The 23642-nt window shown below is 68.2% G+C and carries 26 protein-coding genes; 15 read left to right on the forward strand and 11 right to left on the reverse strand.

Features of this window, described 5'->3' with window-relative positions:
* From Amac_RS14470 to Amac_RS14490, 6 genes are all read right to left on the reverse strand, one after another.
* The coding region (locus tag Amac_RS14470; protein ID WP_155354893.1) for a DUF4277 domain-containing protein at positions 1-233 on the reverse strand (233 nt) is incomplete at its 3' end.
* Positions 234-374: 141 nt separating this feature from the next.
* Positions 375-1736 (reverse strand): MFS transporter, encoded by a 1362-nt coding sequence (locus Amac_RS14475; RefSeq protein ID WP_246268348.1) that lies wholly within the window; start codon positions 1734-1736, stop codon positions 375-377.
* Between the two features lie 40 nt (positions 1737-1776).
* A complete protein-coding gene (locus Amac_RS14480; RefSeq protein ID WP_155354894.1) occupies positions 1777-2721 on the reverse strand; it encodes an SDR family oxidoreductase in 945 nt (314 codons plus the stop codon).
* Positions 2722-2770: 49 nt separating this feature from the next.
* Positions 2771-2965 (reverse strand): hypothetical protein, encoded by a 195-nt coding sequence (locus Amac_RS54865; protein WP_218041070.1) that lies wholly within the window; start codon positions 2963-2965, stop codon positions 2771-2773.
* A gap of 35 nt (positions 2966-3000) precedes the next feature.
* Positions 3001-3384 (reverse strand): alpha/beta fold hydrolase, encoded by a 384-nt coding sequence (locus Amac_RS54870; protein WP_218041071.1) that lies wholly within the window; start codon positions 3382-3384, stop codon positions 3001-3003.
* Positions 3381-4136 carry an SDR family oxidoreductase gene (locus Amac_RS14490; protein WP_155354895.1) on the reverse strand — a complete coding sequence of 252 codons (756 nt, stop codon included), beginning with the start codon at positions 4134-4136 and terminating at the stop codon, positions 3381-3383. Before Amac_RS14490 ends, Amac_RS54870 begins: the two co-directional genes overlap by 4 nt.
* A 196-nt stretch (positions 4137-4332) precedes the next feature.
* Between Amac_RS14490 and Amac_RS14495 the strand changes: the two genes are divergently transcribed.
* The 11 genes from Amac_RS14495 to Amac_RS14545 all read left to right on the forward strand — a co-directional run bounded on the left by Amac_RS14495 (position 4333) and on the right by Amac_RS14545 (position 13544).
* A complete protein-coding gene (locus Amac_RS14495) occupies positions 4333-5172 on the forward strand; it encodes a helix-turn-helix transcriptional regulator (protein ID WP_155354896.1) in 840 nt (279 codons plus the stop codon).
* A gap of 532 nt (positions 5173-5704) precedes the next feature.
* A complete protein-coding gene (locus Amac_RS14505; RefSeq protein WP_218041072.1) occupies positions 5705-6280 on the forward strand; it encodes a TetR/AcrR family transcriptional regulator in 576 nt (191 codons plus the stop codon).
* Entirely contained in the window at positions 6277-7149 is an 873-nt protein-coding gene (locus Amac_RS14510; protein ID WP_155354898.1) for a ketopantoate reductase family protein, read from the forward strand. The genes Amac_RS14505 and Amac_RS14510 overlap by 4 nt, the downstream gene beginning before the upstream one ends.
* A gap of 576 nt (positions 7150-7725) precedes the next feature.
* Positions 7726-8496, forward strand: a complete 771-nt coding sequence (locus Amac_RS14515) for a site-specific integrase (protein ID WP_218041073.1) — start codon at positions 7726-7728, stop codon at positions 8494-8496.
* Between the two features lie 183 nt (positions 8497-8679).
* Entirely contained in the window at positions 8680-9021 is a 342-nt protein-coding gene (locus Amac_RS14520) for a hypothetical protein (RefSeq protein WP_218041074.1), read from the forward strand.
* A gap of 289 nt (positions 9022-9310) precedes the next feature.
* Positions 9311-9436, forward strand: a complete 126-nt coding sequence (locus Amac_RS57320) for a hypothetical protein (protein WP_281356286.1) — start codon at positions 9311-9313, stop codon at positions 9434-9436.
* A gap of 37 nt (positions 9437-9473) precedes the next feature.
* A complete protein-coding gene (locus tag Amac_RS14525) occupies positions 9474-10019 on the forward strand; it encodes an SMI1/KNR4 family protein (RefSeq protein ID WP_155354899.1) in 546 nt (181 codons plus the stop codon).
* A 390-nt stretch (positions 10020-10409) separates the two neighbouring features.
* On the forward strand, positions 10410-10724 hold the full coding sequence (locus tag Amac_RS14530; protein WP_155354900.1) for a hypothetical protein: 315 nt from the start codon (positions 10410-10412) through the stop codon (positions 10722-10724).
* 9 nt (positions 10725-10733) lie between these two features.
* Positions 10734-11081 (forward strand): VOC family protein, encoded by a 348-nt coding sequence (locus Amac_RS14535; RefSeq protein ID WP_155354901.1) that lies wholly within the window; start codon positions 10734-10736, stop codon positions 11079-11081.
* Positions 11082-11473: 392 nt separating this feature from the next.
* On the forward strand, positions 11474-11986 hold the full coding sequence (locus Amac_RS14540) for a GtrA family protein (protein ID WP_246268349.1): 513 nt from the start codon (positions 11474-11476) through the stop codon (positions 11984-11986).
* Positions 11987-12536: 550 nt separating this feature from the next.
* Complete coding sequence (locus tag Amac_RS14545) at positions 12537-13544, forward strand: RNA polymerase subunit sigma-70 (protein ID WP_155354902.1); 1008 nt, start codon at positions 12537-12539, stop codon at positions 13542-13544.
* 328 nt (positions 13545-13872) lie between these two features.
* Here the strand turns inward: Amac_RS14545 and Amac_RS14550 are convergent, their stop codons facing one another.
* Both Amac_RS14550 and Amac_RS14555 read right to left on the reverse strand, forming a co-directional pair.
* A complete protein-coding gene (locus Amac_RS14550; protein WP_155354903.1) occupies positions 13873-14439 on the reverse strand; it encodes a dihydrofolate reductase family protein in 567 nt (188 codons plus the stop codon).
* A gap of 539 nt (positions 14440-14978) precedes the next feature.
* Complete coding sequence (locus tag Amac_RS14555; protein ID WP_218041076.1) at positions 14979-15344, reverse strand: DUF4158 domain-containing protein; 366 nt, start codon at positions 15342-15344, stop codon at positions 14979-14981.
* Between the two features lie 527 nt (positions 15345-15871).
* On the opposite strand from Amac_RS14555, the gene Amac_RS14560 reads away from it, so the two are divergent.
* Positions 15872-16516, forward strand: a complete 645-nt coding sequence (locus tag Amac_RS14560; protein ID WP_155354904.1) for a TetR/AcrR family transcriptional regulator — start codon at positions 15872-15874, stop codon at positions 16514-16516.
* A 294-nt stretch (positions 16517-16810) separates the two neighbouring features.
* On the opposite strand, the gene Amac_RS14565 is transcribed toward Amac_RS14560, so the two are convergent.
* The 3 genes from Amac_RS14565 to Amac_RS14575 form a co-directional block, all read right to left on the reverse strand.
* On the reverse strand, positions 16811-17668 hold the full coding sequence (locus Amac_RS14565) for a VOC family protein (RefSeq protein ID WP_155354905.1): 858 nt from the start codon (positions 17666-17668) through the stop codon (positions 16811-16813).
* 41 nt (positions 17669-17709) lie between these two features.
* Positions 17710-18519 carry an alpha/beta hydrolase fold domain-containing protein gene (locus Amac_RS14570; protein WP_246268351.1) on the reverse strand — a complete coding sequence of 270 codons (810 nt, stop codon included), beginning with the start codon at positions 18517-18519 and terminating at the stop codon, positions 17710-17712.
* Positions 18520-18596: 77 nt separating this feature from the next.
* Positions 18597-19127 carry a DoxX family protein gene (locus tag Amac_RS14575; protein ID WP_155354906.1) on the reverse strand — a complete coding sequence of 177 codons (531 nt, stop codon included), beginning with the start codon at positions 19125-19127 and terminating at the stop codon, positions 18597-18599.
* A 381-nt stretch (positions 19128-19508) separates the two neighbouring features.
* Here Amac_RS14575 and Amac_RS14580 point away from each other — a divergent pair, with 381 nt between their 5' ends.
* The 3 genes from Amac_RS14580 to Amac_RS14590 all read left to right on the forward strand — a co-directional run bounded on the left by Amac_RS14580 (position 19509) and on the right by Amac_RS14590 (position 23639).
* Complete coding sequence (locus tag Amac_RS14580) at positions 19509-20342, forward strand: amidohydrolase family protein (protein ID WP_155354907.1); 834 nt, start codon at positions 19509-19511, stop codon at positions 20340-20342.
* On the forward strand, positions 20339-21553 hold the full coding sequence (locus tag Amac_RS14585; protein ID WP_155354908.1) for an amidohydrolase family protein: 1215 nt from the start codon (positions 20339-20341) through the stop codon (positions 21551-21553). Before Amac_RS14580 ends, Amac_RS14585 begins: the two co-directional genes overlap by 4 nt.
* Positions 21554-21914: 361 nt before the next feature.
* Positions 21915-23639, forward strand: a complete 1725-nt coding sequence (locus Amac_RS14590; RefSeq protein WP_155354909.1) for a class I adenylate-forming enzyme family protein — start codon at positions 21915-21917, stop codon at positions 23637-23639.
* The last annotated feature ends 3 nt before the right edge of the window (positions 23640-23642 follow it).

Genomic DNA, 23642 nt, shown 5'->3' on the forward strand with positions numbered 1-23642 from the left:
GCCCATTCCCGCGCCCATTCCCGCACGTGCACCAGCGGAGCCGGAGAGGTCAACCGGTTGGCCACCAGCGTCTCGATCACCTGTCCGTGGGTGAGTCCGGCCAGGTCACGCACCGGGCAGGCGGCATCGACCACATCACGGATCTTCAACCGGGAGCAGAAACCGGCCACCACCGGCAACGCCCCCAGCAGTTTCTCGACCGACGGGATACCGAACTGCGCGGGTTGTCTCACACGCCAGCAGGCTGCCGACTGCTGAGCCCACGACCAACCCGACACACCGAAGAATCCCAAAGATCCTCATGTGCGGAAAACGGGGCTAGACTGTGGACCCCTGGACCCGCAATCGCCCGGTGGCTTATCGGCTTGAGCCGATCAGTCGTGGACCTGGGCGCGTGGCCTGCCTGATGAGACGTGGGGGTCGCGGCTCTCGGCGATGTCGCTCAGCACCTCGGAGGCAGCGAGCTCGTCGCGCGCGGCGAGCTGGTCGAAACCGCTGACCGCGGGGTAGATGTAACGGCCCAGTGTCGCGATGAGGATGGCTCCGATGACGAGGATGCCCATCAGTACCGGTATGACCGGGTCGTAGGAGCCCAGCTCGTCGTACCCCAGCCCGAGGAGCAGCGGCCCGAAGGCGGAGCCGAGGAGGAACACGGCCTGGACCTGGCCGAGGATCCTGCCGAAGTTGCGGGTGCCGAGATACCGGGTGATGAGGAGGGCGAGCAGATCGCCCTCGATGCCGAACGCGATGCCGATGAAGGCGACCGCAACGGCGGCGCTGCTGAACGGCGGGTGCAGGAAGAACATGCCTGCGATGGGGGCGAGCATCACGATCGGACCGACGACGGAGCCGTGGACGCGGTCGATGATGAAGCCACCGACGACCCGGCCCACGAGCGACGCCAGGCCGAAGACGACCAGCAGTGAGCCCGCCTCGTCGTTGCTCAGCCCGCGGTCGGTCATCATCGGCACGAGGTGCACCTGAAGGCCGTAGACGACGACCCCGACCAGGCCCAGCCCGAGTGCGATGCCCCAGAACTGCCGGGTGCGGACCGCCTCGCGGAACGTCAGGCCCGGGAGCTCGAGGCTGACGTCACGGCCCTCCACCGTGGTCTCCTGGACGAGCCGTCCGCGGACGTGTCGTTCGGCCCGGGCCCGCACGAACAGGACCACCATGGTGACCGACACCACCGCGGAGACCAGCGCCATCGATCCGTAGGCCAGTCGCCATCCGACGCTCTCGATGAGCGCTCCGGCCAGCAGCGGAGCCAGCGCCGCGCCCAGGCCGATGATGCCCGTCACGATCCCGACAGCGAGGGCGCGATTGTTGTCGAACCAGCTCACCACCGCCCGGGCGGCGGGGACCGCCGTCCCGGCCCCGAAGAACCCCACGAAGAAGCACGGGACGAGATAGACCCACTCGATCGGCGGCACCAGCCCGATCAGCGCCATCGACACCGCGAACAGCACGAACCCCGGCACGAGGATGTAGCGCGCGGCGAAGCGGTCGACGAGCTGCGCGACGATGACCAGACCGATCGCCATCCCGACCCCCGCGACCGAGAACGCCCCTGTCACCGTCGTGCGGCTGAAGCCGGTCTCCTCGGCGATCGGCAGCACGAACAGGCTGATGGTGGCCAGGTACATCTGGGGGCCGACGGCACCGGCCGTGCCACCACCGACGACCACCCACCAGGGGCTTCGTCGCTTGGCGATGGGACGGGTGACAGAACTCATGTGACGGCTCCTGTGGCTCGCGGTTCTCGGGGCGGGAATGTCAGGCGGTCGGGAAGGAGGTCTTCGTCAGCGCCTCGGAGATTCGCCAGATGCGTGCGGCGTCGTCGCTGCTGCGCAGCGGTGGGTAGAGCCGCTGCTCGGCGGGCGGGCCGCCGAGGTTGCCGGGTCCGCTGGGGCCGTAGAAGGCGCCGGGCTTGGCGCCGGGGTCGGTCGCCGCCAGGAGGGCGGGCAGCTTGGCCGTCTCGACGGTGCCCAGCAGGATGCCGCGGGCCGAGAGCGTCCGGATCAGGCGGACCTGGGGCGTGTCCTGGCTGCGGCCGAGCTCGGGGCGGGCGGCCAGGAGGCTGGTGGGGGCGACTCCGGGGTGGGAGAGGTTGCTGGTGATGCCCCACCCATGGGCCTTGCTGCGCCGGTCCAGCTCCAGACCGAACAGCCCGAACGCGATCTTGGACTGGCTGTACGCACGCATCCCGTGGTAGCTGCGTTCCCAGTTCAGGTCGTCCCAGTTGATGGTGCCGCGACGGGCGGCGACACTGACCTGCGAGGTCACCCGGGCGCGGCCGTCGCGCAGCAGCGGCAGGACATGGCCGACCAGAGCGAAGTGGCCAAGGTGGTTGGTGCCGAACTGCAGCTCGAACCCGTCGGCCGTGGTCTGCCGGTTCGGCGGCCTCATGACGCCGGCGTTGTTGATCAGGAGGTGGATCGGGCGGCCCTCCTCGCGCAGGGCGTCGCCCAGGGCCGCGACGGACTCCAGCGAGGACAGGTCGAGGCTGCGCAGCGAGACCTTCGCGCCGGGCGCGGCCCGCCGGATCGTGGTGATCGCGGCCTCGCCCTTGCGCGGGTTGCGGACGGGCATGATCACCTCCGCGCCGGCCGCGGCCAGGCGCGTGGCCATGCCCAGGCCCATGCCGTCGCTCGCTCCAGTGATCACGGCGCGCTTTCCGGACAGGTCGGGGATGGTGATGTCGATCTGTGTGCGTGGCATTGGTTCTGCTCTTTCATGTTGTGGCCGTGGGTTTGTCGTCGAACTCTGGTCACGCCGCCAGCGTGGCCGCCCACCGCGTGAAGATCTCGGTGTACCGGGGCGGATCGAACTGGTGCATCACGTGCAAAGCGTCCGGCACCGACTCGTAGTCGACCTTCGACTCCATCAGCAGCCTGGCCCGAGCACCCTGCTCGTCAGAGAGCGCGCCGAGCAGGGTGCCGGTATCGGGGTCGATCGCACGCATGTGGTGTGTGAGGAGCACCGGTGCCTTGATCTCGGTCAGCAGGCGCTCGTGCGGGCAGTGCAGCGCGACGGTGCCCTCGTAGGTTGCCCGCGACGACGACGGGGCGCTTCACCACGAGGGGCGATGAAGCGGACCAGGTCGTTGCCGAAGTTGTCGAGGCTGTAGCGCTTCGGGGTCCAGCTGCTGCGCCCCTGTCCCCGCAGGTCGACGGCGTAGACGTGGAAGTCCTCGGCGAGGAGGGCCATCGTCTCCTCATACCCCCACCACGAGCCGGACTGCTCGGGGATCAGCAGCACGGGAGGCTTGTCCGGGTTGCCGGCCTCGGCGTAGTTCATCGTGATCTCACCGAGGTCAACCTGCTGCTCGGGATAAGCGTGCGGAACGTAGACGTCGCGCTGGGCAGGGTCAGTGGTGCTCACTGGATCGCTCCGCCCGCGACGAGCAGGGACTGGCCGCTGACCCAGCCAGCCAGTTCGCCGGCGAGGTACTGGGCGGCGTCGGCGACATCCTCAGGGGTGCCGCCGCGTCCCCCGAGGGGACGTATCTGGGCGTTCATTCGGTGAAACTCGTCCCCTTCAGTCACGTCGGTGAACACGCCGGCACCGGCGGTCGCGGTGGGCAGGATGGTGTTCACCGTGACGTTTCGCGGGCCCAGCTCCAGCGCGAGGATCCGCACCAGGTTCTCGGCGACCGTCTTCGACGACGAGTACAACCCCATGCCCGGGTACGGGCTGACGGTGGTGCTCGATCCGATGTAGATCAGCCGCCCCCCGTCGGAGACCAGCTGTGCCGCCTTCTGCAGCGTGAAGAACGCACCCTTGGCGTTGACCGCGAAGACACGATCGAACTGCTCCTCGGTGGCCTCTACCACCGGCTGGGCGATGACCTCGCGCCCGGCGTTGGCAACCACGATGTCAAGACCGCCGAACGCCTCGATCGCGGTCGCGTACAACCGGTCCAGGTCGGCCGGCGACGACGCATCGGCCCGCACCGCGATCCCTCGCCCCCCGGCCGCCTCTACCTCAGCCAGCGTGCGCCGCGCGTTGTCCTCGTCCGCAGAGTAGTTGATCACCACGCTCGCGCCCAACGACGCGTATCGCAGCGCGATCGCCTTCCCGATCCCGCGTGCCGAACCGGTCACGACAGCGACCTTCCCCGACAGATCAGTCATCTTCCGCTCCTTGCCTACTCGGGGCCTGCTCGGGCCATGGCATCGATCCTCAGCGGACCGCCCGGGCGTATCCAGGACCTTCCGATCACAGGCTCGCCAGGCCACCGCTCCGCTCCGGATGGGGGGATCGACGGGCCGTGGCTACCTCCGCCCGCAGGCGCTAGAAACGAGGCAGTACTCGAGAAGGAGGATCGTCGTGATCGATCGCACCGGGCTGGCGAAGTTCCTCCGCAATCGCCGAGAGGCACTGCAACCCGAGGACGTCGGCCTGCCGCGCGGGCCGCGTCGCAGGACCAACGGGCTACGGCGCGAGGAGGTCGCGTCGCTGTGCCACATGTCGGCCGACTACTACTCCCGCCTGGAGCGGGAACGCGGCCCGCAGCCGTCGCACATGATGCTCGCCTCGATCGCCCAGGGGCTGCACATGTCGCTCGACGAACGCGACCACCTGTTCCGCCTCGCCGGGCACAACCCACCGGCCAGGGGAGCGTCCACCGAGCACATCAGCCCCGGCCTCCTGCGGGTGTTCGACCGCCTGAACGACACACCCGCCGAGATCATCACCGAGCTCGGCGAGACCCTGCGGCAGAGCCCGATGGGCGTCGCACTCACCGGCGACACGACGCAATACACCGGGCCCGCCCGTAGCACGGGATACCGGTGGTTCACCGACCCCGCCACCCGGCAGATCTACGCGCCGGAAGAACATCCGTTCCTCACCCGGATGTGGGCCTCGGGACTGCGCGAGCTCGTCACCCTCCGCGGTCCCGGCTCCCGAGCCGCGCACCTGGCCGACCTGCTCCTGGACTGCAGCGAGGAGTTCCGACGCGTGTGGGACGACCACGAGATCGGGATACGCCCCCACGACGTCAAGCACTTCAACCACCCCGAGGTCGGCGCGCTGGAGCTGACCTGCCAGCGGCTGGTCGACCCGGGCCAGGCCCACTCGCTGCTCGTCTACACCGCCATACCCGGCAGCGAGAGCTATGAGAAGCTGCAGGTGCTGTCCGTCGTCGGAGCACAGACGTTCCGCTGAGACCCTGGGGACACCCACACCCGGCGCAGTACGGCTGCCCGCCGACAGCGTCGACGACTTCCTGCTGATCGGTCTGGTCGAGCGTCGTGGCCCAATTCGCGAGAAACTCACCGAGATCGGCAACCTCGACTGAGCCGCGCCCCGCGATCGCATGACCAAGGACCATGTCCCACCGGACCTGAGTCTTCGCACCCACCAACACCTCACCGCCTGCCGGATCACCGCGGCCGGATTCAGGGGCGGTTTGTCCGTGGATACCGGTGACCGGTCTTCGTCAGGCCAGGCACCCGCGCCCGGCCGAGAGGACTGGGTCGGCGCGTTCGCGCCGTTAGGCGGCCAGGACGTCGCGGTGGCGGGCATTGGCGTTGCGCCAGCACAGGTAGGTGTGCGGGGCCCGGGTCCCGGTTCGGGGACCGAGTACACCGCTGAGCGACTTCTGGCATGCGCCTGAGGTACGGCCACTCCGCTTGACCTGTACGAAACTGTATCGTACCGTTACGGGATGCAGCAGGACTCCCCACCCCGTTCCCGCATGTCGCCCGAGCGTCTCGCCGAGTTGTTCGAGGCCGTACGTGCGTTGCTGTTGGAAGCCGGCTACGAACGGTTCACCTTTGATGCGGTGGCGGCCCGTGCTCGAACGAGCAAGGCGACGCTGTACAGGCATTGGGGGGGCAGCAAGGCCGACCTGGTCATGGCCGCCCTCACATATCAAGGTCCGGCCCTGCCTGACTACGCTGCGGCGACCTCGCTCGACGAGGTGTTCGCGCAGATGGCTCGCGACGGCGCGTCGGCCAGCGACCTGCGCCTGGGATTCATGCTGCTGCACGCGGCAGCGACCGACCCTGACCTAGGCACCGCGCTGCGCAGGGAGATCATCGCGCCGATCGTGGACGCGCTGGCCGCCGGTTTCGAGGCTGCCGCCGACCGCGGCGAGGTCGTGCGCGACTCGCCACTGTTCCGGCGGCTGGCCCACCTGATCCTCGCCGACCTCGCCTTCTCCCCCCTGATCAGCGGCCGGGAGGAGAACGCGGCGTCTCGACAAGAGCTGTTCCGGACGATCGTCCGGCCAGCTCTCACCTTCACCGATCCCAGCAGAGGGTTGTCATGAAACTTCTTGTGTACGGCGCCGGGGTTGTCGGCAGCCTGTTCGCCGCCCGCCTGCATGAGGCCGGGCACGACGTCTCGCTCCTCGCACGGGGCGAGCGCCTGGCCTCTCTGCGGCGGCATGGCGTGCAGCTCGCCGAGGCGGACGGCCCGGCTGTCAGGCGGGTACCGGTGCCGGTGGTCGAGCACCCGGCCGGCGGGTATGACCTGATCGCCGTCTTCGTCCGCACCCATCAAGTCGACGCGGTGCTGGAGTCACTCGCCGGTGTCGAAGGCGACGTGCTGTTCATGCTCAACTGGGCGGCCGGTGCGCAGCCGCTGGGCGCGGTGATAGGCCACGAGCGGGTGCTGCTCGGCTTCCCCACGGCCGCCGGCACGATGGACGGCGACGTGGTGCGCTACCGCGCGACCAACTTCATGACCCGCCGGGTCGCGATGCCGTTCGGCGAACCCGACGGCCGTACCACCCCGCGACTGGAATGGATCGTGGAGGCGTTCCGCGCCGCCGGGATCAACGCCAAGGCCGAGCCGCGGATGGATGCCTGGCTCAAGACGCACGCCGCGTTCGTGGTGCCACTCGGGCAGGCGGTGCTGGCGGCGGGCGGCCCGGTGGCGCTGGCCGACGATCCGGACGCGGTCCGCGGCATGCTCCGCCTCATGCGGCAGAACCTGGCCGCCATGCCGACGCCGCCGGTTCCTCGCGGGTTCGCCGCGTTGCGGACTCTGCCGGAAGGGCTGCTCGTGGCCGTGCTGCGGCGCTTTCTGCGGAGCCCGACGGCCGCACACAGCGGACTCAGCAACGCCTCGCCCGCGGAGGCGGCCGAACTCGAGCGGCTGGCCGAACAGATGCGTGCCTATGCGAGGGTCCGGTAGGCGACAGGCGGCTGTGCCTGCTCGGCCGAATCGCACGTAAGTGCTGCTGGCCCACTCCGGGCACTCCTCCGTTCGCCAGCCTCGCCCTACACCCGCGTCTCGCCCCACGCCCTCATCCACTGGCAGGCCCGCCGACCCCCACCGCCGACGCTGATCGCTCTGTCAAACGCCCTAGTTGAACTGAGGAAACGTCACAGATGTCGGTCGGTGGTAGTTGTCTTACAGGCAACCCGACCACCGTTACTCGTCGATGGTGGCGTCCGGGTCGCGCAGGGGTCGCAGGCCGCCGGGCAGGTCCGGGAGCTGGAAGGAGTACCGGCCGCGTTGTCCGGCAGGCGGCCCGCCACCTCCCGGTAGGTACCGTCCAGCAACGCGGCCCGCGCCGCCAGGTGCTCGCCCGTCCGAACTGCTCCAGCACGCAGAACCCGTACTCCATGCCTCTCGGACATTGCCCACCAGCCGCGACAAGCGGCTCGACCCCGGAAGTAGCGCCCTGCGCTCGCGCAGCCACCCACACAGTTCGACCGAAGTCTCGACGAAGTCCCGCCAGCCCCCGGCCTCCTGGATCTCACCCGCGTGGGTGCGGGCGTCCCGTCCCGCTCGCCGTACTCCTTCAGTGACCTGCGCGCGGTCCGGCATCTGAAACAGTCGACCCTGCGCAACTACTCCGAGGCCATCCGGTCGTTCTGCGCCGTCCTCACCGATCCCGCCTACGGCTGGGCCGCCGAGTGCGAGCGCCGGTTTGGCATGCACCCCATCCAGGTCTGTCACGAGCGGAACACCGCCACCCACCTACAGGAGTCCGAAGCCGATCCGGCCAAGCGCGCCTTCACCCGCGATGAACTGCAAGCCTTCTTCGACCATGCCGACGAGCAAGTCGAGCGGATCAGCGGGGCCGGCCGCAAGGGATGGCTGCCCGCCTTCAGAGACGCCACCTTGTTCAAGACCGCCTACGCCTACGGACTGCGCCGACGGGAAACCCGGATGCTCGACTTGGCCGACTTCGGCCCCAACCCTCACGCCCGCGTGTTCGGCGACTTCGGCGTCTGTTACGTCCGCTTCGGCAAGGCCATGAAAGGCTCCCCGCCCAAGCGGCGCAGCGTGCTGACGGTCGGCCCGCGGGACGACGTCGGCGGGATGGACTGGATCGTGGAGATCCTCACCCAGTGGACACAAGAGGTCCGCCCGGCTTTCACCCACGCGGACTCGCCGGCGCTCTGGCCCTCCGAACGCAGCCCGCGGATCGGGTTCTCCCAGATGAACACCCGCTTCGCCGCCTACCGCGACGCATTAGGCCTCGACCCGGGCCTGGACCTTCACTCCTTCCGCCGCTTTCTCTCTGCTTAGTCGTCGTGTTGCGATTCGGGATGGACGGGCTGGTAGGGGCGGGTTTGGGGCTTGTCCTGGACCGTGTTGTGTTTCTACGGTCTGTCCCCATGATCTTGAGCTTCTTCTCGTCTCGGGGCTGGGAGTCCTGGGGCGGACGCCGGGACCGCCAAGGTTCAGCGCAGCGACCGGGAGGTGCTCAACTTGCTGACCAAACGTGCCAACACCCTGCACCTCGGCACGGCGAACTACTGCTGGTTCACCGACCCGTCCCGGGCCCTGTGCTTGAAACTCGCCGGCACTCCGAACGCCGACAAGCCACTGGCCGGGATGTGTGACTCGGCCCGCTGTCCGCAAGCCACCCACCACCCCGGTCACCGGCAGGTCTGGGCCGAGCACGCCGACAAGACCAAGACCTTCCTCGGCGACCTCGGCCCGACCCGAAAAACTGAGAAGGTTCGGCTCCAAACCGAGTACGACCGGGCCGTTCGTGTCCTGGCCGAGATCGACGCGGCCGCCGTCACGGGAGAGCAGACATGCGGCTGACCGCCCAGCAGCGCCATCACAACGAGACCCGGATCAGGGCTCCTTAACGCGATCGGCATCCCCGCGGCCGCCGCCCGGGGCGCCGCCATCCGGCAGCAACTCCTGGAGATCCCCGCTCCCGTTGTCGCCGATGCCCTCGGCTACCACGAAGCCACCGTCGCCCGCATCCTTCGAGAAAGCGGCGGAGTGTGGGACCGCTATGCCGCAGGAGACCACGAAAAGTCACCCTCAGGCCTTCGAGGATCGACAACTCGCGATAGTTGAATAGGCGAACCCACTAGTAAACGCCGTGGAGAACCCGGACGAACCCGATGTCATCCGGCCTGAGTTCGACGCGGAGGACGGGATGCATCCCAACAATGCCGGCGCCCGCGTCCTGGTCGCGACCGTGGACCTCGCCGACCTGGGGCTGTGAACCGAAACGTCGGTCGTGATGGATACCTTCACCTACCATGAGCACCCCATACGCGTGGTCCACCCTCTTCCCGGAGCGGGACCGGGTACCCGAAGGTTCTGACCCGTCACCGACGGACACGTACGCCCTGCGCCCCCCGGCCGGCGAGGCGGACGTCCGCCGGCTCGAAGAGCGGCTGGGCATGGAGCTGCCGCCGAGCTACCGGCAGTTCCTCCTGTTCGCCAACGGCTGGGGCAACGCCGACGACGAGTACTGCCTGCGGTCCGCCGCGACCGCCGGCTGGCTCCGCGACATCGAGTCCTGGTTCGTCGAATACTGCTTACCCGAGGGCCACACGCCCCGGAGCGTGCCTGACGAGCTCTACTTCGTCTATGGCGAGAAGCAGGACTGCATCAACCTCAGGGAAGAGTACTTGCCCGACCTCCTCATGGTCGGGCACTGGGACGACGGGTGGACCCTTCTCAATCCCCGCGTCAAGAGCGCCGAAGGCGAATGGGAGGCCTGGTTCCACGCGCCCTGGCTGCCCGGCGCGAACCGCTACAGGTCGTTTTGGGACCTCATGGAGTACGAGGACCGGGGTTGAGGAACGAGCGGAATCCGCAATCAGGCCCACTTCACGCTTCCGCGCGCACCTGCTGTTTGAGAGCGACCTACTGGCGCAGGGATCACAGAAAGTCACTACGGCGGCCCTCGGCATCGAGAACTCGCGATAGTTGAATACGTGACTCCACCAGTATTAAGTCGCTACGCGCAGCGGCGACGAGGCCGTGGGGTGCCCACGTCTCCACCGTACCGACCGATGTCCGGTTTGCCCGGATTTTCTGGAGTTCAACTTGCGGAACTCGTGTTCCCATGAGTTCGGAAGACGCCCGTTGATGAGGGCCTGAAATGGGAAAACGCTCTACTTTGCGGCTCACCGGAGTTTCGGGAGTGCTGGGCCGAATCGGCGGTCAACGCAGGGCTCGTCCCGGCGGTGGAACTGATCGGCAGCGGATGGCGCGCGAGCCTGACCAATATCAACGACGAGATCGAGCGGCAGGCCACCGCCATGGCCACCGCAGCCGCCGACGTACCGCTGCTTCTCTACCTGTTCCGCACCGCCCCCACCGGCGGAATGAGCGTCGGGACCGTGCTGAACAAGCTGGCCGAGACCGCCAAGCACGTGGGCGAGTTCGCCCGCGAGTTCGGCGAACAGAACTGGGTCGACATGGACGAGGACGAGACCGGACTGGCGCAAGGCGCACGTCCTGGTGGAATGCGGCGATCCAGGAGGGATAAGCGTGGTTAGGCTCGCGGCATGATTAACGGTGCGCATGTCATCCTCTACAGCCGCGATGCCGAAGCCGACCGGGCGTTCTTCCGGGACGTGCTCGGCTACCCGAACGTCGACGCGGGCGGCGGCTGGCTCATCTTCAAGCTGCCACCCGCCGAGGTCGCCGTGCACCCGGGCGACACCCAGGCGCACGAGTTGTACCTGATGTGCGACGACGTCGAGGCCACGGTCAGCGAGCTCACGGCCGAGGGGATCGAGTTCACCAAGCCAGTCACCGACGCCGGGTGGGGGCTGCTGACCGCGTTGCGGCTGCCCGGGGGCGGCGAGGTGGGCCTCTACCAGCCACGCCACCCGACCGCCTACGACCTTTAACTCACAACCCCATTCCGCAAAGAAGATCCTTTGTGAGCAATCGTCAAGTTCTGTGGATCAGGTTCTTCTAAGCAGCGGCGGATGATTCCTGGTCGTCGGGCCGTTCGAGGAGTTTTGCCGTTGACGAAGGTTGCCGGCGCGGACCAGGGCGACCAGGTGGGGTGCGTTGACCGCGCGCCAGGCAGACGATGATCACGGGATTGACATAGCCGGGCACGAGGTCGAAAACCTGATTGCACTGCCTCCTGAGCGGGAGGTAACTCGATTCGGCCTTCTCCGGTTCCCAAGGCTGGCCGTGCTTGAGCGAGCAGGCTTCTTCGATGTCCCACGCGGGTGTTCGGCTGGTGAGAAGATCGGGGGTGCTCCGAATAGCAAACGCCGTACTCGCAAGATTGCCGGAACCGCTGCACGCGCTTGCGCCGAAGCACCGTGAACTGCTGAAGTTCGTGGTGGTGGGTGGAACAGCGTTCTTAGTGGACAACGCGCTGTTCTATGGGCTGAAGCTGACCATTTTGGAACCGAAGCCGGTGACCGCGAAGATCATCGCGGTGCTCGTGGCGACGATCGTGTCCTACGTGTTGAACCGCGAATGGTCGTTCCGGACCAGGGGCGGCCGCGAGCGCCGTCACGAGGCGGCGCTGTTCTTCCTGGTCAGTGGCGTCGGTCTAGTGCTCAGCTCCGCGCCGCTATGGATTTCTCGGTACGTATTTCATCTGGAGACCCCGGATGTGAGCCTGGTGACCCAGGAGATCGCCGACTTCATGAGCGCGCAGATCATCGGCACGCTGATCGCCATGGTCTTCCGCTTCTGGGCGCTCCGGAAGTGGGTCTTCCCCGACGAGAAGGCCCAGTCCGGCAGCGTGCGACTGGCTCCCACTCCCGATTCCGCGGACGAGGCGGCTTGATGGCAGCGAATCCAGAAGCCGTTTCGGTGGCTGGACCGCTTCATGCCACTGCTGCGCCCCACGAGCCCGGCCCCGCAGATGACCGCCGAATAGATAGCGAACAAAAGTTCCGTAAGTCCGACATCACGGAGCGTTATCAAAACGCCGCTCGGCGGCGCCGGTTGGGCGCTGTCGGTCGGCGGTTGCGCGACGGCGGCCAGGTGCCGTTCCGTGGCCATCGGGACCCCGCTCCCCTCAGTTGTCAGATAACACGCATAAAGGGGTGTCGCCGCCGGAGCCGCTGACGCTGAACAGCAGGCCGCGGACTTCGTCGAGCGGGTGCGGGACCGGCCGGGCAAACACGCCACCGGACAACGACGCGAAGCTGTGGGGTACTACGGGGACCCCACCTCGACATCGAGGGTGTGCCCGACCCGGAGCACGTCCCCTGGATCGACCCGACCCACCCGGCCTGACGAACGGCCTGGTGTCAGCGGCTTCACCGATCAGAAATCCTCCGCCACGTCGTCAGTTCTGGTAGCCCCTCGCACCTGTGGAAGGATTGATGACCATGACCGACGCCAGACTGCTGGGCGCCGACGAGGCCACGTTCATCGCCGCGGTCCGCTCAGACGACACGGCGAGGTTCGCGCTCCTCACGGAGCGCCACCGCCGTGAGCTGCAGGTGCACTGCTACCGGATGCTCGCGAACTACGAGGACGCCCAGGACATGACGCAGGAGACGTTCCTGCGAGCGTGGAACAAGCGGGAGTCGTTCAAGGGCCATGCCGCGCTGCGGACCTGGCTGTACCGGATCGCGACGAACGCCTGCCTCGACTTCCTGGAGAAGCGCAACGACCGCACATCCGTACCATCCGAGCTGCCGGACCCCAGCTCCGAGGTGCTGTACCTGCAGCCGTACCCCGACCGGATGCTCCCCGAGGACCCGCAGGAATCGGTGGTGGCGCGGGAGACGATCGAGCTGGCGTTCATCGTCGCCGTCCAGCACCTGCCGCCGCGGCAGCGGGCGGTGTTCATCCTGCGCGACGTCCTAGGCTGGCCGGCGTCGAAGACCGCCGACGCACTCGAGCTGACCGTCGCATCGGTGACCAGCGCACTGCAGCGGGCGCGCGTGACGATGCGCGAGCAGCTACCCGACCGCCGCCTCGACTGGCGGAGACCCGCCACCCACGAGCTGTCGAATGACGAGCGCGGCGTGGTGAAGTCGTATATCGACGCCCATGAGCGCAACGACCTCGACGGGCTGATGTCCCTACTGCGCGACGACCTGCGCTTCGCGATGCTGCCCGAGCTGGGCACCTTGATCATGACGGCCAAAGACGCGGTGGACGGCTGGGTTTCCGGTGGGCTCTTCCAGCGCGGCTACGACGACTGGCGCTGTATCACCACGACGGTCAACCGCATGCCTGCCGCCGCGCTGTACCGCCGCACCCCCGACGACCCGGAGTACCGGCTATTTACCATCGCGGTCCTGCACATCGTCGACGGGAAGATCGCCGAGCTCACCGGATTCGACGCCACCGACAAACCATGGCTGGGCCTGCCCCCGACACTGTGATCAGACAAAAGCCCCATTGTCGACGAGTCCAGCGCACGGGCCGCCGTCACCGAAGTCACCGCGGAATGAGCACCCCGACCAGCTGAACACCAACGCGACAACTCGAACACCACCGCCCCGCCGGCGTTGCCGGCGGGGCATCTTTATGCCCCCGAAGAACATCGTCATGATCAACGACGCCGTCGTCCTCATCTCCAGCGAGTCGGTCAACAGCTCACTCGGAACGCAAGGAAGGGGCCGGGGAAGGTTCCCTCATAGCCGAGGGTCACGGTGAGCACACCAGGAAGGATTTCGACCCGGCCTCACGAGCCGAGCATTTGGCCCGTGCTCATCGCTTCGTCTCGTATCGAGTCAGCACCACGCCGCCGGGAAACGTCCGCGTCTCCACCAGGGTCAGGTTCACCCAGCTGTCCAGCGCCGTGAAGAACGGCGTGCCGCCGCCCACCAGGACCGGGTAGGTGGCCAGGGCGTACTCGTCGATCAGCCCGGCCCGCATGGCCGCCCCGGCGAGCGTTGCGCCGCAGATGCCCATCGGGGCGCCGTCCTCGGCCTTGAGCCGGGTGATCTCGGCGACCGCGTCGCCGGTGACCAGGCGGGTGTTCCAGTCGACCTTGTCGACCGTCGAGGAGAACACAACCTTCGGCGTGTCCCGCCAGTTCCGCGCGAACTCGATCTGCGCCGGGGTAGCGTTGGGCTGCTGGTCGCCGGTCGGCCAGTAGGAGCTCATCGTCTCCCACAGCTTGCGCCCGTACAGCGACAGGCCGCTCGCCCGCTCCCTGTCGAGCCACCACTGGAACAGCTCGTCGCTCGGCGGCCCGCCCCAGCCGATGTCGTCGCCGGGCGCGGCGATGTAGCCGTCCAGGGTCACGTTCATGCCGAAGATCAGTTTCCGCATCGTGCCAGCCTCTCGTGAGTCGATCTCACACGTACAGACGGGCGCGGCGCGGAAACCTAATCGGTGCGCGATCTGCGTCCGCAGATAGTCCCCCGGGTTCCGGACTCAGCACGGCGTACCCGGCGGGCTCGAGCACCACCCACCGGATCTCGATTTCACCCTCGCACGGGCAGCGGCGCACCCATGGCCAACTCTCCCCGACCGCTGCTGCCGTCGGACGGCCTTCCCCCGCCCCAACACCTCGGCCGGTACGCCGAGCCATCGCCAGGCCCTCGGCTCAGAACAGGGTGTCGCGCACCCGCAGCGGCCGGTATCCGGTCGGGCCGAGCTGCGCGAGTTCGCCTTCGATGTCGACCTCGATGGCGCCGATGGCGTTGAGTTCCCGCAGGATCTCCACCGCTTCCAGCAGTCCGGCCGCCGCGGTCCCGCCAGGAACCGGACGGCGGCCTGGAACCGGCGCCGCTCGGCCGGGAGCACCGACAGGTCCAGGGCATCGGCGCCCAGGCCGCGTAGGAACGCCAGCTTCGCGACCTCCGCCTTCATCGCGGCCGGGGACGCCTCGACCGGGCCGGTGGCCAGCCATCGCAGTCGTGTGGCCTTGACCTCGGGTCGGTGACCTGCAGCCCGTCCAGCGCGGCGCGCCGAACGTCGGTGAACTCGTGCGCCAGCCGGGCGAACGTCTCCCGCTGCGCTTCCTCGCGGGCGTGCGCGACCCGCTTGACCACGATCACCGGTCCAGGCCGGATCACCCGCGCGGAGATCAGGTACTCGCACGCCAGCCGGAACAGCAGCGTCGGCGAGTCGTGCTCCATCGCTCGCGCGAGCAGGAACTCGTCGAGCTCCTTGAGCTCCAGCGTCGACGGCGGGCGCCACCCCAGGTACTGCGCGACCAGAGGTGGGGCCAAATCTCGCTGAACAGTAACCACCCGGCTACACAGTGGGGCCATGAATCGCTCTTAGAACCAGGCGTTCGCCGGCCGCGCCCAGGCCCTGTATCCCTGGCAGGTGCGGGTAGCGCCTCAGCACCGAGGAGTTGGGTCAGGCGTTGACGTGACCCATAGCCATGCGGCAGGGCCGAAGCGCTCACCCGCTCGCCACCACAAGGACTGGGACAGTAGGTCATAATATGTTCACCTGTATAACCCTGCATCATCGCAGAGGACGCGGTGAGTCAGCGTGCGGTGAGCGTGGAGGGGTGAGAATGTCCGGTGCGGGTGCCGGTCCGAAGACCCGACCCTAGTCAGGTACCGAGCAATGGAGAAGACGGCATGGACACGAACGGGAAACACCCGATGACGCGTGGCCATCCCGCCATACCCGTGGCGGGTAGGTCGAGTCCCAGCGCACCCGGCCGTGCGGTGATCCGAAGCCCGGGTCGATGCGGCGACCATAGACTGCGTCATCGACGGCCGTGAACCGAGGAGATCGGAAGATGAGTGACGGCTTTGAAGGATTCTGGCATCAGGCTGACCCGGTACAGCTGGGCGCGAAGACCGCTACCTCGGGCGCTCCGGACAAAGCGGCCGAGGAAAGAATCCTCGAAGCCGCGGAACGCCTGATACAGCAGATCGGCGTCAGCAGAATGAGCATGGCCGACGTGGCGCGCAGTGCAAGGGTCGCCAGAGGGACGCTGTACCGATACTTCGAGTCGCGAGAGGTGCTCCTGGAGGCGCTGAGGCAGCGTACGACGGACCGGTTCTTCGCAGACGTCGCCAAGGCGATGGACGGCCGGTCACTTCTCTCCGAGCAGTTGGGAGAGTTCTCGGAAAGGATCATCCGATCGATCCATCCGGAAACCGAGGACCCGCGCAATAACCAGATCGCCATGGTCCATATGCTGGCCACGCAGAGCACGCAGGCCTTGCGCCGGACGGCCAAGTTCATCCGGCCCTATATCGAGGCGGCCCGCGAACGCGGAGAGGTCCGCAAGAACCTCGATGTGGGCGACGCGAGTGAATGGCTCGCGAGAATCCTGCTCTCGTTCACCATCTTCCAGGCTTCGATAGCGCACGCTGGCGACGATCCGCACTCGGTCGGCCTGTTCGTTCAGCGGTACGCCATCAGCGGCCTGACCTGAGATCGACGGCCGGGTTCCTTTCTTTCGCAGCGTCTTATGCCCAAGAACAGCGACGGCCGGGCACCCACACGTCCGAGGACGTGCGCGTCGTGGCGACGGCGTGCACGTCCCCGCGAAAAGCTGGCAGACGGCGTTGCTGTGACAGGTCGGCCGCGTTCACGTGGACGCCGTCGAGCCGGCCGTAGGCACGTGTTCCGCTGCTCGACCGAGACACCGGTCGCGGCATTTAGGACAGGGCGCGGGAGTTCGCGACGCCCCGGCCCGCAGGCTAGTCGGCCACGGGCGGCCGAGCTCTCATATCAGCCACACGGGCACCCCGGTCGCCTGCTGCGGAGGCATCCGGACAAGGCCGTCGGCGAGCGTGCACAGGGAGGAGACCGTGAGGTCGCCAGGGCCGAAGATCACGAAGCCGACGCCCTCGGTCGGAACCTGGGCCCACAGCCGCGTGCTTCCGGGGGTGGCGGCCGGACGGCGCACGAGAATGGAGCGGCCGTGTCCCCAGGTGGCGAAAAACCAGCCGTCCCCCTCCTCAGAGATGGTGCCGTGCAGCGCCTTCACCAGCAGGTCCTCGGCCCGCCCGAGGTCCGAGGCGGTGAGTCCGAACCACGCGACCTCGCGTGGTTCCACGCCGGCGGCCGGGAAGTCGGCCGGCCGCCCGACTTCCGCGTGACGGGCGATGGACTCCTCATCGCTTTCCACGATCTGCACCAGCGTGCCGATGCCAGAGTGCTTGGGATGTACGAAGGCCTCCCGCCAGACCGGGATGTCCGGCCGGCCGCCAAAGGCCTCGAAGCCGAGACGGGAGAGCTCCCGCCTGGTCGTGTCGAGCGAGGAGACCTTGAAGGTGACGTGGTGGGCGGACGGTCCATGGCGTTCCATGAACCGCCACATGAAGCCGTCAGGTGCGTGCGGCGAGATGAACTCCAGCCGCATGCCCGCGCCGAAGACGAGCTGGTAGGGGGCGAAGTCTCCCGCCGGTCCCCCGTAACCCCACCTGCCGCCCAGTTCCCGCACAAAGCGTTCGTAGGCGTCAGACCATTTCCTGACGCCGATCGCCAGATGATCCAGCACCGGCTGTTTGGCGGTGCGGGGGTGCGCGGTCGCCGCGGCGGCGGGGAGATCGTCGTCGGGCGCGTGATCCTTGATGAGCATGCGTGTCCTTCACTGGCTGCGGATGAGGGCGGCCACATGGGCTAGTGCCGCGCGTGGGACGAGCGTGCTGCCGAGGTCCACGTCTCGGCGAACACCGCCAGGTCCATGACAGTCCTGGCTCGCAGGGCACCCCCATCCGGCCGTACCCGCAGGTCGACCGGGACGGCGGCACGGGCGGCACGGGCGGCGAACGCCAGCGAGTCGTCCAGCAGGGGGTCGTTTCCCGCGGCGAGGAGCTGGATCGGGGGCAGGCCGTGCAGGTTCGCGTAGAGCGGGCTCAGCAGCGGGTCGGTCGGTGGCGTGCCACCCGCGTACCGCGTGACCTGCCGTTGTAGTTCGGCGACGTCGAAGGTGGAATCGGCGCCGGCGTTGAGCAGCAGGCTCGGCGCTCCCAGGGTCAGGTCGAGCAGTGCCGACACCAGCACCGCGCACCGGGGCGGCGCGACGCCCAGGTCGCGGAGCCGGATCAGCAGGGCGGCCGCGAGCCCGGCTCCCAACCGCTCGCCGACTACCACCACGGGAGCCATGGCCCGGCTGTGGTCGTAGGCGACGTGGACGTCGTCTAGAGCGGCGGGGAACTCCGGCCGGTAGCGGGGACAAAGCACGGCGGCTCCCGTCCGCAGGGCCAGCCGGCCGGCGAAATCGAGGCCCGGCTCCGGTGCGCCCGACATGTCCCGATTGCCGTGCAGATAGATGACGGTGAACTCGACGGGGCCGGGCCGGCGCACGATCGGGCCGACAGGGCTCTCCTCGACCAGCACGTCACTCGCCGCGGCGCTTCCTCGCTCGAAGGCCTGCGGCACCTCGGTTCGCGCTCCGGTCGGATCCTCGTACGCAGGGGTGATCATCATGTTTGTCCTCCGATCAACTGGGGCTGCCCACTACGGCCAAGGCGACCTGCCGAGGCAGCCACACCGGCAGTGCGAGCTCAAGGCGTTGGCGCGGTCTCAGGCGAGTCGGCCGTCTTCGGCTGCGGCCGCCAGAACGCCGCCAGCATTCCGGCCGTCGCGGCGAGAGCCACTCCGATGGCGATACCGCCCCCCGCCCAGCCGGTGACGGCGATGGCGGCGGCGTCGTCGATCGACCAGCGTCCGGGGCCCAGGATTGCCAGGGCGAGCGAGGTCACCGCGAGCACCAGCACGTACTCGTAGCCATCCCTGAAGACGAAGAATCCGTTGGGGCGGTGGGCGAGGAGCCCCGCGATCAGCATCACGGCGATGACCGCGGCGCAGGCCAGTGATGTGAGCAGGCCGACCAGCAGCAGCACGCCGGCGCCGATCTCGGTGATCACGCTCGCCCAGGCCTGCAGCCTCCCGTGGCGCAGGCCCAGGCCGGTGAACCAGTCGGCGGTGCCCTCGACGCGGCCGCCACCGCGCCAGTGGTTGACCCCGTGCGCGATCATCGTGACGCCCACAACCACGCGCACCAGGAATAACGCCAGAACATCGGCGTCGGTCATCTCGCTCTCCCATCCGCGCGGCCGTCTCCCGGCCGCGCCCGACGTGCGGGAACGGGACGTCCCGGCTGGCCGCGGTACCCCCGCGGCAGGCTCGGCACCCGTTCGCCGGCTGCTCTCCTCGCCCAGTTCCGCCGGTCGGCACCGCGCGGGCGGCTGCCGCCGGACACTGGACACTCATACACATAGTGTTCTACTGTCCTGGCAACGGCAAGGGCAATGAAGGCGAAAGGGCCGAAGGTCGGCCCCGACGAAGACGCCGGTATCGACCGCGGGCAAGCGCTCATGCCGATCCTGATGACCTTGACCGGGGACGCACCCGCCCGGCGGGCGTCGTGCGGATCCGACCGCCGAGTGACCCGCCCCAGCACGAGAGGGGATCCCATGACAACGGTGGACAGAGCCATCGACTGCCTGGTGAACGTCAGCATGGGAGACGCCGAGCCGCCCGACTGGCTCGTGCGGGTCAAGGAGGACTACTTCAAGGCCGGCACGGCCATGTTGCAGAACACCGACTTCGACGAGATGGTCGACGAGATGGACCGGCTCGGCGTGCGCCGCGCGATCCTCGTCAGCACCATCGGCTCCAAGCGGGCACTGGAGTTCGCGGAGCGGGCACCCGAGCGCTTCTCGCTCGCGATCGGCGGTCTGGACCTGCTGCGGCCGATGCCCACGCTCCGCACCCTGAGCTCGATCGTGGCGAGCGCGCCGGTCTCCTACGTCTCGGTCGGCCCCAGCTTCTGGGGCGATGGCAACTACCCCCCGAGCGACGCGGTTTACTACCCGCTCTACACCAAGGCGTGCGAGCTGGAGCTACCCGTCTGCATGAACGCGGGGCTGCCCGGACCGCCGCTTCCCGGTGAGGCGCAGAACCCGATCCACCTCGACCGGGTCTGCATGCGCTTCCCCGAACTGAAGGTGTCCATGATCCACGGAGCGGACCCGTGGTGGGACATCGCCATCCGCCTGATGATCAAGTACAAGAACCTGCACCTGATGACGTCGGCCTGGGCACCGAAGTACCTGCCGCAGTCGCTGTTGCACTACATGCGGACCCGCGGCAAGACCAAGATCATGTTCGCTTCTGACGCGCCGGTGCTGACCATGACGCGCACCGTCTCCGAGGCGGCGCAGCTGGATCTGGAGCCCGAGGTGCTCGACAACTACCTGTACCGAAACGCCGAGCGTTTCTTCTTCAACGGAGGAGAGCCGAAATGACGATCACCGCCCCCGAACAGCAGAGCAACGCGGCGACGTACGCCCTGCCCTTCGACTGCGACAACCACTACTACGAGAAGATCGACGCCTTCACCCGGCACCTGGACCGCGAATACCGGCACCGCGGCATCGAGGTGATCAAGCGGGGGACGCACACCGAGCTGCTGGCGGGAGGCCGCCTGTTCGAGTTCGTACCCAACCCGACCTTCGACCCCATCATCGTCCCGGGTTGCCTGGACCTGCTGTTCCGCGGTCAGATCCCCGACGGGGTGGACCCGCGCAGCCTCACCAAGGTGCAACCGCTCAACCCCGCCTTCCAAGACCGCGACTTGCGCGTAGAAGTGCTGGAGGCGCAAGGCCTGTCGGGCGCGCTGCTCCTCCCGACGATCGGCTGTGGCGTGGAGGAGGCGCTCAAGGACGACATCGGCGCCCTGATGGCCAGCGTCCAAGCCTTCAACCGCTGGCTGGAGGACGACTGGGGATATGCCTACAAGGGCCGGATCTTCGCCACCGCGATGTTGTCGCTGGCCGACCCGGACGAGGCCGTGAAGGAGGTCGACCGGCTCATCGGGCAGGGGGTGCGGATCGTGTCGGTGCGCCCGGCCCCGGTGCCGGCGCCCTACGGCCGCTCCAGCTCCCTCGGGAACCCGATGTACGACAAGGTGTGGGCCAAGCTGGCCGAGGCGGGCATCCCGGTCGCCTTCCACCTGAGCGACAGCGGCTACAACCGGTTCGCCGCCGCCTGGGGCGCACCCGACCGGTTCGTGCCCTTCCGCAACCCCAACGTGCTGGCCTCGCTGGTGGTCTCCGACCGGGCCATCCACGACACCATCGCCAGCCTGATCATCGACGGCGTCTTCACCCGCCACCCGGCGCTGCGGGTGGCCAGCATCGAGAACGGCTCGGACTGGGTGCACCTGCTCATCAAGCGGCTGCGCAAGCAGGCCAACCAGACGCCCTGGGCCTTCACCGAGGACCCGGCCGACACGATCCGCCGGCACGTGTGGGTCGCCCCCTACTACGAAGAAGACGTCCGCAAACTGGCCGACACCATCGGCGCCGACCGCGTCCTGTTCGGCTCGGACTGGCCGCACGGTGAGGGCTTGGTCAACCCGATCGACTTCCGCGACGAACTCGACGGCTTCACCGAGTCGGAGACCGACCAGGTCATGCGGACCAACGTGCTGGACCTCCTCGGCATCGACCACTGACCCACCGTCGGCCGGGACGCGGACCGGAGCGTCCCGGCCGCGATGGGCTGCCGACCGAGTCGCAGGCCGCGATCGCCGGTGGCGGCAGCCGGATCCAGCGCAATATCATCGCTGCACGTCTGCTGGGGCTGCTTCCCGACCGAGCGCCCCGGATCTGGAAGACAGCCGCTCACAGAGCAGCGCGCCCGCGCGGCGGCGCTGACGATGTTCCCCCAGTCAGCCATCGGAGTAGCCGGCGTCGCGTCGGCACCGCACCCGGCCAGAAGGGCAGCCGAACCAGAAGGACGCGACACACACCGGCCGACAACATCGTCCCTTCGTCTCACATCAAGGCTGTGTGCGCTCAAGGAGGAGCTCAGTCGTGGCCAACTTCAGTGTTCGTGCCGGCGACGGCGTATTCGTCAGTTCCTACGACACCGATCCGCGCCTGCGGGCTCTGCTCGGTCCGGGCGCATCCTTCGAAACCGAGGAGATCGAGGTCGACGGCGTCACCGTGCGGTCGTTCGTGCGGGCGCTGGACACGATCGTGGACGCCTTCCAGTCAGCCCAGGCACACGCGGATAAGGTGCACCTCGTCTTCGAGGACGAGCGGCTGACGTTCGCGGATGTCCGCCGGCAGGCGCTCAGCGTCGCGCAGCGGTTGAAGTCCGACTTCGGGATCGCCCAGGGCGATCGCGTCGCGATCGCGATGCGCAACTTCCCGGAGTTCGTGGCCGCCTTCTGGGGAGCGGCGGTGCTGGGTGCGATCGTGGTACCGCTCAACTCCTGGTGGACCGGGTCGGAGCTGCACTACGCGATCCGGGACTCCGGCGCCGAACTGGTGTTCGCCGACGAGGAGCGGATCGAACGCCTCTCCTGCGCCGAGGACGCCGCCACGGGCCTGGCCGTCGTCGGGGTGCGAACGCAGGCCGGTGACGTGGCCTTCGAGAACCTGGCGAACGGCCGCCGGCTCGGCGAAGCCGAGTTCGCGGTGCTCGGCCCCGACGACCCGGTGACGATCCTTTACACGTCGGGGACGACCGGGCGCCCCAAGGGTGCGCTGGGCACCAGCCGCGGCACCATCGTGAGCATCATGAACATGGGGTTCATGGCCGCCCGCGCCGCCCTCATCGGCGGGCACACCCCGGCCTCGGTCCAGCCGGCGTCGCTCGCCGTAGCGCCCTTGTTCCACGTGGGCGGCATCGCCTCGATCGTCGGCGGCGCGATGTCCGGGCTGAAAATCGTGCTCATGCGCAGGTGGAACGTCGAAGAAGGGCTGGCCCTGGCCGAGCGGGAGCAGGTGACCAGCCTCGGCGGAACCCCGACCATCGCACGCCAGATCCTGGAGCATCCGGACCTTGAGAAGTTCAAGCTCCAGGTCAACGCGTTCGCGATGGGCGGCGCCAGCGTGCCGCCCGACCTGCCGCAGCAGGCGCTGGAGGCCTTCGGCGCGTCCGTCCAGCTCCTCAACGGCTACGGCGCGACCGAGACGACGTCCGGCGTGGTGGGCAACGTGGGCTCTGAGTATGCCGAGCACCTGGACAGCGTCGGCAGGCCCAACCCGACCACCGACCTGCGCGTGGTGGACCCGCACGGGTGTCCCCTCAGCACCGGGGAGATCGGCGAGCTGTGTTTCCGGTCACCGCAGATCGTCAAGGGGTACTGGAACAATCCGGCCGCGACGCGGGCCGCCTTCGTCGACGGCTGGTACCACTCGGGCGACCTCGGCTACGTGGACGGCGACGGGTTCGTGTACGTCGTCGACCGGCTCAAGGACGTCGTCATCCGCGGCGGTGAGAACGTCTACTCCGCCGAGGTGGAGGCCGTGCTCTTCGAGCACCCGGAGGTCGCCGACGTCGCGGTCGTCGGCGTTCCCGAGCGCGCGATGGGAGAGCGGGTCTGCGCCGTCGTGGTGCCGCGCCCCGGCTTCCAGCCGCGACTCGACGAGCTGCGGTCGTTCACCGGCGCGCGCCTGGCCGCCTTCAAGTGCCCGGAGGCCCTGTACCTGACCGGGGACGTCCCGCGGACAGCCACGGGCAAGATCGCCAAGAAGGTTCTCCGGGAAGAGGTGGCGAACAACACCGCGAAGATCCAGCAGCTCTGGTGAAGC

The sequence above is a fragment of the Acrocarpospora macrocephala genome (assembly GCF_009687865.1).
In the GTDB taxonomy this organism is placed as follows: Bacteria; Actinomycetota; Actinomycetes; order Streptosporangiales; family Streptosporangiaceae; genus Acrocarpospora; species Acrocarpospora macrocephala.

Excerpts from the sequence above, each read along its gene's own strand:
- Amac_RS14475 (WP_246268348.1), bottom strand. The coding sequence starts at position 1,736 with ATGAGTTCTGTCACCCGTCCCATCGCCAAGCGACGAAGCCCCTGGTGG.
- Amac_RS14480 (WP_155354894.1), bottom strand. The coding sequence starts at position 2,721 with ATGCCACGCACACAGATCGACATCACCATCCCCGACCTGTCCGGAAAG.
- Amac_RS54865 (WP_218041070.1), bottom strand. The coding sequence starts at position 2,965 with ATGCGTGCGATCGACCCCGATACCGGCACCCTGCTCGGCGCGCTCTCT.
- Amac_RS14490 (WP_155354895.1), bottom strand. The coding sequence starts at position 4,136 with ATGACTGATCTGTCGGGGAAGGTCGCTGTCGTGACCGGTTCGGCACGC.
- Amac_RS14505 (WP_218041072.1), top strand. The coding sequence starts at position 5,705 with ATGTCGCCCGAGCGTCTCGCCGAGTTGTTCGAGGCCGTACGTGCGTTG.
- Amac_RS14510 (WP_155354898.1), top strand. The coding sequence starts at position 6,277 with ATGAAACTTCTTGTGTACGGCGCCGGGGTTGTCGGCAGCCTGTTCGCC.
- Amac_RS14525 (WP_155354899.1), top strand. The coding sequence starts at position 9,474 with ATGAGCACCCCATACGCGTGGTCCACCCTCTTCCCGGAGCGGGACCGG.
- Amac_RS14535 (WP_155354901.1), top strand. The coding sequence starts at position 10,734 with ATGATTAACGGTGCGCATGTCATCCTCTACAGCCGCGATGCCGAAGCC.
- Amac_RS14545 (WP_155354902.1), top strand. The coding sequence starts at position 12,537 with ATGACCGACGCCAGACTGCTGGGCGCCGACGAGGCCACGTTCATCGCC.
- Amac_RS14550 (WP_155354903.1), bottom strand. The coding sequence starts at position 14,439 with ATGCGGAAACTGATCTTCGGCATGAACGTGACCCTGGACGGCTACATC.
- Amac_RS14560 (WP_155354904.1), top strand. The coding sequence starts at position 15,872 with ATGAGTGACGGCTTTGAAGGATTCTGGCATCAGGCTGACCCGGTACAG.
- Amac_RS14565 (WP_155354905.1), bottom strand. The coding sequence starts at position 17,668 with ATGCTCATCAAGGATCACGCGCCCGACGACGATCTCCCCGCCGCCGCG.
- Amac_RS14570 (WP_246268351.1), bottom strand. The coding sequence starts at position 18,519 with ATGATGATCACCCCTGCGTACGAGGATCCGACCGGAGCGCGAACCGAG.
- Amac_RS14575 (WP_155354906.1), bottom strand. The coding sequence starts at position 19,127 with ATGACCGACGCCGATGTTCTGGCGTTATTCCTGGTGCGCGTGGTTGTG.
- Amac_RS14580 (WP_155354907.1), top strand. The coding sequence starts at position 19,509 with ATGACAACGGTGGACAGAGCCATCGACTGCCTGGTGAACGTCAGCATG.
- Amac_RS14585 (WP_155354908.1), top strand. The coding sequence starts at position 20,339 with ATGACGATCACCGCCCCCGAACAGCAGAGCAACGCGGCGACGTACGCC.